The sequence below is a fragment of the Brachybacterium sp. genome, assembly GCF_052095815.1.
Taxonomy (GTDB): domain Bacteria; phylum Actinomycetota; class Actinomycetes; order Actinomycetales; family Dermabacteraceae; genus Brachybacterium.
Genome location: NZ_JBQDLF010000082.1, coordinates 1 through 8332 on the forward strand (window position 1 = coordinate 1; position 8332 = coordinate 8332).

The window sequence follows — 8332 nt, forward strand, 5'->3', positions numbered from 1 at the left end:
GGGATGTGGATGTCTTGACAACACCCATCACAGCAGGGCCACGAGCCGTTCTACGTGAGCGACGCGACGCTCCCCATCACCACGAACCGGGAAGAGCCCCTTCCCGCCGCCCCCGCCCGATCCGCCCGCGCCGCCGCCGCTGGAGAGCTCGGGCAGCGGTGACGCGCCGGCCCGGCCCCCGCCGGAGAAGTCCGGCAGCTGCGGTCCCGGCGCACCGGTGTGATCGGTCATGTCTCCCCCTCGACGTGCTGCGTCCCCTGGCGCGCGCCCACCAGCGGCGCCGAGCCCACCCTAGCGGCGCGGCACCGTCCCGTACCGCCTCGGTGACGCAGGTGCGGTTGCCGGCGGATGTGACCAGCCTCACAGCATCTGCGCCGTGAAATCCACCCAATAAAGCAAGCCGCGAGTGGCGAAAACCTCTCAGGGAAGGCTACCCTCAGTAACGTCCCTGAAGGGCGCCCCGAGACGGTGCCCGGAGCCTTCCCGAGAAAGCCATTCCATGACTTCCTTCACCCGCCGCCACTTCGGCGCCCTGTCCACCGCCGGCGCCCTCGGGCTCGTCCTGACCGCCTGCGGCACCTCCGCCGACGAGACCGGCGCCGGCGCGGCCGACGAGGTCGCGGCCGAGGGCACCGTCGAGGTCGAGGACAACAACGGCACCCAGACCGTCGAGACCCCGCCGGCCTCCGTGGTCGCGACCGACAACCGCACCTTCGAGACGCTCTCCGACTGGGGCATCACCCTCAGCGCCGCCTCGCGCGCCCTGATGCCCACGACCAACCCGCTCAAGGACGACGAGTCGATCATCGACCTGGGCCTCCACCACGAGCCCGACCTCGAGGCCGTGGTCGCCGCCGAGCCCACCCTCATCGTCAACGGCCAGCGCTTCACCCAGTACCACGACGACTTCGTGAAGTACGCGCCCGACGCGACCATCCTCGAGCTGGATCCACGCGATGACCAGCCCTTCGCCGACGAGCTCAAGCGCCAGGTCTCCGTGCTCGGCACCGTTTTCGGCAAGGAGGCGGAGGCCGAGCAGCTCGGCGCCGACCTCGACGCGGCCATGGAGCGCGTGCGCGCCGCCTACGACGGCTCGGCCACGATCATGGCCGTGATCACCTCCGGCGGGGACATCGGCTACATCGCGCCCGGCGCCGGCCGCACCCTGGGCTGGACCTTCGAGGCGCTCGGTCTGGTGCCGGCGCTCGAGGTCGAGGGCGCCAGCGACGACCACCAGGGCGACGACATCTCCGTCGAGGCCATCGCCGACGCGAACCCCGACTGGATCCTGGTCATGGACCGGGACGCGGCGATCTCCGCCGACGACCCCGAGTACACCCCGGCCAACGAGGTCCTCGACTCCTCCGAGGCCCTCTCCTCGGTCGCGGCGGTCGCCGAGGACAACATCGTGTACATGCCGGCCGACACGTACACCAACGAGTCGATCCAGACCTACACCGAGTTCTTCACCGCCCTCGCCGACGCCCTCGAGGCCAAGGCCTGAGCCACGAACGCCGCCGCTGACCACCGCACGGCGGGCGGGACCTCCGGGGTCCCGCCCGCCGTGCGGTGCGTCGCCGCTGCCCGTATCGGGCCCGCGCCCACGGCGCGAGCCCGCTTCCCCCAGGAGATCTGATGTCCAGCCCATCCCTCGCCACCGGGGCGCCGCCGCAGCGGCGCCGCGGCCGCGAGCGCCTGATCGACGGCAGGCTCGTGATCGGCATCGCCGTGGTCGCACTGCTGCTGGTCGCCTCCCTGTTCACCGGCGTCTACGACATCGTCGGCGCCGAGGACGGGGCCGAGATGTTCGCGATCACCCGCATCCCGCGCACCGTGGCCCTGGTCCTCTCCGGCGCCGCGATGGCGATGTGCGGGCTGATCATGCAGCTGATGACCCAGAACCGCTTCGTGGAGCCGACCACCACCGGCACCACCGAATGGGCCGGGCTGGGGCTGATCCTGGTGATGGTGATGATCCCGGACGCCGGGCTGCTGACCCGGATGACGGTCGCGATCGTCTTCTCCTTCGTCGGCACCCTGGTGTTCTTCCTGTTCCTGCGCAAGGTCACCCTGCGCAGCTCCCTCATCGTGCCCATCATCGGCATCATGCTCGGCGCCGTCGTCGGCGCGGTCTCCACCTTCGTGGCCCTCCAGTTCGACGCGCTGCAGAACCTCGGCGTCTGGTTCGCCGGCTCCTTCACCTCGGTGCTGCGCGGCAGCTACGAGGTGCTGTGGATCGTGCTGCTGGTGGGCATCGCCGTGTTCTGGGTGGCCGACAGGCTCACCGTGATCGGCCTGGGCGAGGACATCGCCACCAACGTCGGGGTCAACTACCAGCGGGTGCTGCTGCTGGGCACCGGACTGGTCGCCATCGCCACCGGCGTGGTCACCGTGGTGGTCGGCAACCTGCCCTTCCTGGGGCTGATCGTCCCCAACGTGATCTCGATGATCCGCGGTGACGACCTGCGCTCGAACCTGCCCTGGGTGTGCCTGCTGGGCATCGCCATCGTCACCGTCTGCGATCTCATCGGGCGCACCGTCATCATGCCCTTCGAGGTGCCGGTCTCCCTGATCCTCGGGATCGTCGGGGCCGTCGTGTTCATCGCCCTCCTGCTGAGGCAGCGTCGACATGGCTGAGCGCACCCCCGTCCCCGCGCGCGCGATGCGCCGCCCCGGCGAGGCGCACCCCCTCGGCGCTCAGCTCACCGAGCGCCGGCTGGAGGCCGTCGCCGAGGAGCCGATCAGCCCGAGCATCAGCACCGCCCCCGCCGACCTGGTCGAGGACCTCGAGGTCATCGGCGCCCCCCGCCGCACCCGCAGCAGCTCCGGCGCCTTCCCCGACGCCCGCTCCCGTCGGCGCTACCGGATCATGCTCGCCGTCCTGATCGTGCTGGCCCTCGGGTTCGGCGCGGGCCTGCTCGCGGTCGACAACCCCATGCCGACGGGCTCGCGCGGCTTCTGGCTGATCGCCGAGATGCGCGCGACCTCGCTGGTGGTGATGGCCGTGGTCGCGTTCTGCCAGGCGGTCGCGACGATCACCTTCATGACTGTCACCAACAACCGCATCATCACGCCCTCGATCATGGGCTTCGAGTCGCTCTACACCGTGATCCAGACCGGAGCCGTCTACCTGCTCGGCGTGGCCGGGGTGGTCGCGCTGCAGGGCACCGGCCAGTTCCTGCTGCAGGTCGCGGCGATGGTGGGGCTCTCGGTGCTGCTGTACGGCTGGCTGCTGCGCGGCCGGTACGCGAACATCCAGGTGATGCTGCTGGTGGGCATCATCATCGGCGGCGGCATGGGTGCGATCTCCACCTTCATGCAGCGCCTGCTCACCCCGAGCGAGTTCGACGTGCTCACCGCCCGGCTGTTCGGCTCGGTGCAGAACGCGAGCGCCGAATACCTGCCCTTCGCGATCCCGCTGGTCCTCATCGCGGGCGTGCTGATCTGGTCCAACGCCCACCGGCTCAACGTCATCTCGCTGGGCCGCGACGTGTGCATCAACGTCGGCGTCGACCATGGGCGCCAGACCATCTACATGCTCGTGCTGGTCTCGATCCTGATGGCGGTCTCCACCGCCCTCGTCGGCCCGATGACCTTCTTCGGCTTCCTGGTCGCGACGCTGACCTTCCAGCTCGCCGGCACCCACGACCACCGCCTGCTGCTGCCGGTCGGCGTGCTGACGGGCTTCGTGGTCCTGGCCGGCGCGTACTTCGTCATGAACCATCTGTTCGCCGCGCAGGGCGTCGTGTCCATCATCATCGAACTCGTCGGAGGGACCGTGTTCCTCCTCGTCATCATGCGGAGGGGGCGTCTGTGATCACCATCGACGCAGTGCGGAAGCAGTATTCGGAGACGGTCGCGATCGGCCCGGTCACCGTCGACATCCCCTCCGGGGGAGTGACCGCCCTGGTGGGCCCCAACGGGGCCGGGAAATCGACCCTGCTGACCATGGCCGGGCGCCTGCTGGGGATCGACGAGGGCGCGATCGAGGTGGCCGGCTACGACATCTCCTCGACCGCCTCGAAGGACCTCGCGAAGATCCTCTCGGTGCTGCGCCAGGAGAACCACTTCATCACCCGCCTCACCGTGCGGCAGCTGGTGGGCTTCGGGCGCTTCCCCTACTCCAAGGGCCGCCTGACCACGCTGGACGAGCACAAGATCTCCGAGGCCATCGACTTCCTGAACCTCGACGAGCTCGAGGACCGCTACCTCGACCAGCTCTCGGGCGGCCAGCGCCAGCGCGCCTATGTGGCGATGGTGCTGGCCCAGGACACCGAGTACGTGCTGCTGGACGAGCCGCTGAACAACCTCGACATGCGCCACAGCGTGCAGATGATGGGGCGGCTGCGCGACGCCGCCCGCCAGCTGGACCGCACCATCGTGGTGGTCCTGCACGACATCAACTTCGCGGCGCACTACGCGGACCACATCATCGCCATGAAGGACGGCGGAGTGGTCGAGGCCGGGCCGGTCGGCGAGGTCATGAACGGCGAGGTGCTCACGCGGGTCTTCGACACCCCGGTGCAGGTCATCGACGGGCCGACGGGGCCGCTCGCGGTCTACTACTGAGCCGGAGCCGCCGGTTCGCGGTGGCGTTCAGACCATCTCGTTGTGCAGGATGTCCTCCTGCCGGTCCTCTTCGTGGCAGGTGACGGCGAAGACCCGCAGCGTCGAGTCCGTGGAGTGCCCGCCCGCCCACAGCTTCTGGCCTTCGTTCAGGCTGCTCGTGGGCGTGTCGGGCAGCAGCAGGCGGAAGTCACGGCACTGGTCGAATCCGTACACCGAGTCCCGGTACTCGATCGTGATCCCGTCGGCGTCCTCCGTGCCGCTCGCCGGCGAGGTGCGCGTGAACTCTGCCAGCTCCAGCGCATAGGTGGTCTCGTCGATCTGTTCACCGACCTCGAAACGGCCCTCGAACTCGGCCACGAACCGGACGCCCGCGCCCATCTCGGAGTCATGGTAGGTCCCGGTGAAGGTGCCGTCGGCGCCCATCTCGTAGCTCGTCCCCCAGGCGCCCGCACCGGAGGAGAACACGAAGGTCTTCCCCTCGAGCTCGGCGAGCATCTCGGCGCCGTCATCGCTGAAGTCCGGCTCGGGGATCTCCGGCTCGTAGGTCTCGGGGTCCAGATCCTCCGGGTAGGAGTACTCCCACAGCGTCTTCTCCGCGACGGTGACGGCTGCGAACGACTCGTCGACCACGGTGACCTCGAGCGGGACGCCCGCGGTCTCGAGCGCCGTGAGCACGCTGGGGAACGCCGCCAGCTCGCGCTCGAGGTCGAGCCCGACCGTGAAGGAACCTTCGAGGTCGAGGTATCGCTGGCCCTTTGTGGTCAGCGTGAGACCGTGATCGGCGGCCTTCTGAGCTGTGGCTTCCGGATCGGCGAGGGAGAAGGAGCTGCTGTCGGATGCCGAGAACTCGCCCTTGGCCGTCGCCTCTGCGGTGGGCGTCGCGGAATACCCCAGGGAGATCGTCTTGTACAGGGTCAGGGTCGGCTCCACGGCGAGGGACGCGGTGGCCGTCGCGCTCGCCGTCCCGGACATCGTCGTGGCCAGACCGGTGTCCAGCGCGGACAGCGGCGTGATCCCGGCGCTGCGCTGCAGGGTGAGGCCACCCTCCACGGATCCGGAGAACGTGCTGGTCAGGTCGAACTCACCGGTCGCGTTGAGTGAGATGCGGGGGGTGAGGGTGACGTCCCCGTCGAGGGTGACGGGGACCGGTCCGAGGAAGAACGTGGTCCGGGCGAGCGGGAGGTGCGCGTCGAACTCGTCGTCGACCGTGGAGATGTCGCCTTTCGCGCTGCCGCTGAGCCCGACGGACATCTCCGCCGAGCCCAGGAGGGAGGTGCTCATCGTCCAGTCGCTCTCGAACAGGGAGCCGGCCGTGGTCAGCACCCCGCCGATCTGCTCCGTGGCGTCGTCCTCGAGGACCTGGATCGTGTTCAGGAAGTGGACCGCGTCGAGACCCACGGCGATCGCGCCCTCGGGCTTGTACTCGGCGCTGTACGCGATTCGCACCCCCAGCTTCGCCTCGCACGTCACGGAGAGGTCGAGCTCCGCCGAACCGCTCAGCGACCACAGTCCGTCCGACGAGGTGCCCTTGCCCTCCTCGGCAGCCAGCGGGATCGATTCGAGCTCCTCGTCGCAGCTGTGCGCGAGCAGGCCGTAGGTCTCGTCGGTCGCGATCTCCCGCGGCTCCCCGGCCGAACCGTCCATGCGCGGGAAGGTCGGCCGGGCGGGCGCGATGCCCGGGAACGCCGGGTCGACGGGGCCGGCGCCCGTCACACCGGCGGGGACCGTCGCCCCGGCACCGACACCGCCTATCCCGCCGACGGGGCCGACGGGGACGGCACCGGGGGCCGGGGCGGTGAGGGGCGGCTCAGCACCGTCGGCGCCTCGCTGCACGATCTCGTCCGAGTCCCCACGGTCGAGGACCTCGTCGAACTCACCCTGCAGGATCACGTTGCCCAAGGTGGCGGGCCCGAGGATCGTGAGCCAGCGGCCCTGCTCGTAGCGGAGCGCGAGCACCTGCCCGAGCGTGCCGTCGGGGAGACCGTCGGAGGCACCTGCGACGATCACGTCGCCGATCCCGTAGCCGGGTGCCTCCGCGGAGGAGAGGACCGCCGCGCTCTCCTGCGTCATCCCGGCCGTGGCCTCGGGGGTGAGGATCTGCGCCTGCGGGGAGAGGACCAGGGCGTCGTCCGACGGGACGGTCACGGTGCCGTCCCAGGTCGCGGTCGCCGTGGCGCCGCCGACGTCGGTCGCGGTGACCGTGATCTCCAACGGACCGCTCTGCGCGGGGATGATGTCCTGGTGCCAGGTGCCGCCGTTCCCATCGAGGCGGAGCGGCGCGCTCGGCGTGACCTCCTCGCCGTTCACCGCCACGGCGATCGAGGCGATCCGGTGGGGTGCACGGAACGTCCCCTCGATGCGGACGATCCCGTGCTCGGCATCGATCGCGCCGCCGGGGAAGGAGTCCATCGTCACGGTGACGTCCTCGCCGCGGTCGACCTCCTGCGGCTGCACGATCGCGACGGGCAGGAACTCCGCCTGCGCGTCCACGTCGGCGGTGAGCTGAGGGTCCTCCGCGGAGACGATCACCAGCTCGCCGGCGCGCTCGGCATCCGCGGTCACGGTCGTGCCGCGGTGGCGGGCGTTGTCGTCATAGGTGCTGGTGATGGTGCCGGCGCTGCCGGATCCCGGGGAGAGCAGGCCGATCACGGCGGTGGCGTGCACAGCACCGAGATCCGCCTGCGCAGGAGTGCCGCCGGTGAACTCGAGCTGCTGCGGAGCCTGCGAGGACACTCCCATCACGGCACCGGCCGTCGTGGAGTCGACCTCGGCACCGGGAGGAGCCGTGGCGTCGGCGGCGGTCACATAGCCGATCACATCGATCTCGAGGTCCCCGGGGCTCGCGGCGGAGAGGCTGACGGCATCGTCGACGGTGCTGAGCACCGTGGTGGTGGTCGAGCTGCCCTGAGGGAAGTGCAGCACCTGATCGGAGAGCGTCACGGCCGTCGGCGCCGCGAAGGTGGCGGTGATCCGGGCCAGGGCATGGGGCGTGCCCTGGGGCACGGCGAAGCCGCCCACGTAGACGTCCTGCGCAGCGGTGAGGTCATCCGTGCCGATCCCGGCCTCCGTGCTCACGACCTGCACGGCCGCGGGCAGCAGCCGCAGCGATCCGGCCGTCTCGGCGCCGCCGTCGAAGAGCGCCAGGACCTCGAGGTGCACCGCGACGGGGGAGGAGGACTCCACGGTGATGACACCGTCCCTCACCGCGACGAAGGACGTGGCGGAGAGCGGACCGGTCCCGCCCGCAGCGGTGAGCACGGCGGAGCCCCGCTCCGAGAGCACGACGTCCTCGGCGGGGTCGATGGTGATGCGGGCGAGGGCGGTGCGGTCCACGCCCGCCTCGGCGACCCGCACCTCGGTGGTGCCGGCGGCGAGCTCCTGCTCGATGCCGGAGGACTCGATGCCGGACGAGCCGGTGCCGGGCGAGCCGGTGCCGGAGGAGCCGTCGGAATCGGAGGGATCGGCCCCGGAGATCTCAGTGGCGCCCATGTCCGCGGCGGCGTCCGACTGACGCAGCCACGGCACCCCCACGACGACCGCGCCGATCACCAGTGCGAGGGCCGCGACCGCCGCCGTGATGATCAGAGCCGTGCGCCGCGGCCTGCCCCTGCCCTGGCCTGCTTCGACCCCGTCCACGACGCTTCCCCCTCATATCGACTCCGAACTCGGCTCACTGTAGCCGAGGCGCAGGCCACGTCAGGATCCGGCGGCGAGCGACGCGGGAGCTGGGCCGGTCACGTGCGAGCCCGCGCCCCGCGCCGCG

At 70.5% G+C, this 8332-nt stretch carries 6 protein-coding genes; 4 read left to right on the forward strand and 2 right to left on the reverse strand.

The window, feature by feature from the left end:
* Window positions 1-27: 27 nt before the first annotated feature.
* Window positions 28-231, reverse strand: a complete 204-nt coding sequence (locus ACTH43_RS18050; RefSeq protein ID WP_441446270.1) for a hypothetical protein — start codon at window positions 229-231, stop codon at window positions 28-30.
* A 268-nt stretch (window positions 232-499) separates the two neighbouring features.
* Between ACTH43_RS18050 and ACTH43_RS18055 the strand changes: the two genes are divergently transcribed.
* The 4 genes from ACTH43_RS18055 (at window position 500) to ACTH43_RS18070 (ending at window position 4569) form a co-directional block, all read left to right on the forward strand.
* Window positions 500-1504 (forward strand): siderophore ABC transporter substrate-binding protein, encoded by a 1005-nt coding sequence (locus ACTH43_RS18055; RefSeq protein WP_441446271.1) that lies wholly within the window; start codon window positions 500-502, stop codon window positions 1502-1504.
* Between the two features lie 131 nt (window positions 1505-1635).
* Window positions 1636-2637 (forward strand): ABC transporter permease, encoded by a 1002-nt coding sequence (locus ACTH43_RS18060; RefSeq protein WP_441446272.1) that lies wholly within the window; start codon window positions 1636-1638, stop codon window positions 2635-2637.
* A gap of 25 nt (window positions 2638-2662) precedes the next feature.
* Entirely contained in the window at window positions 2663-3817 is a 1155-nt protein-coding gene (locus tag ACTH43_RS18065) for an iron chelate uptake ABC transporter family permease subunit (RefSeq protein WP_441446275.1), read from the forward strand.
* Window positions 3814-4569, forward strand: a complete 756-nt coding sequence (locus ACTH43_RS18070) for an iron ABC transporter ATP-binding protein (RefSeq protein ID WP_441446273.1) — start codon at window positions 3814-3816, stop codon at window positions 4567-4569. Before ACTH43_RS18065 ends, ACTH43_RS18070 begins: the two co-directional genes overlap by 4 nt.
* Before the next feature lie 27 nt (window positions 4570-4596).
* On the opposite strand, the gene ACTH43_RS18075 is transcribed toward ACTH43_RS18070, so the two are convergent.
* Window positions 4597-8205 carry a hypothetical protein gene (locus ACTH43_RS18075; protein WP_441446274.1) on the reverse strand — a complete coding sequence of 1203 codons (3609 nt, stop codon included), beginning with the start codon at window positions 8203-8205 and terminating at the stop codon, window positions 4597-4599.
* Between the last annotated feature and the right edge of the window lie 127 nt (window positions 8206-8332).

Bases quoted from the DNA above. Each gene is read 5' to 3' on its own strand.
- ACTH43_RS18050 (WP_441446270.1), bottom strand. From the start codon at position 231: ATGACCGATCACACCGGTGCGCCGGGACCGCAGCTGCCGGACTTCTCC.
- ACTH43_RS18055 (WP_441446271.1), top strand. From the start codon at position 500: ATGACTTCCTTCACCCGCCGCCACTTCGGCGCCCTGTCCACCGCCGGC.
- ACTH43_RS18060 (WP_441446272.1), top strand. From the start codon at position 1,636: ATGTCCAGCCCATCCCTCGCCACCGGGGCGCCGCCGCAGCGGCGCCGC.
- ACTH43_RS18065 (WP_441446275.1), top strand. From the start codon at position 2,663: ATGCGCCGCCCCGGCGAGGCGCACCCCCTCGGCGCTCAGCTCACCGAG.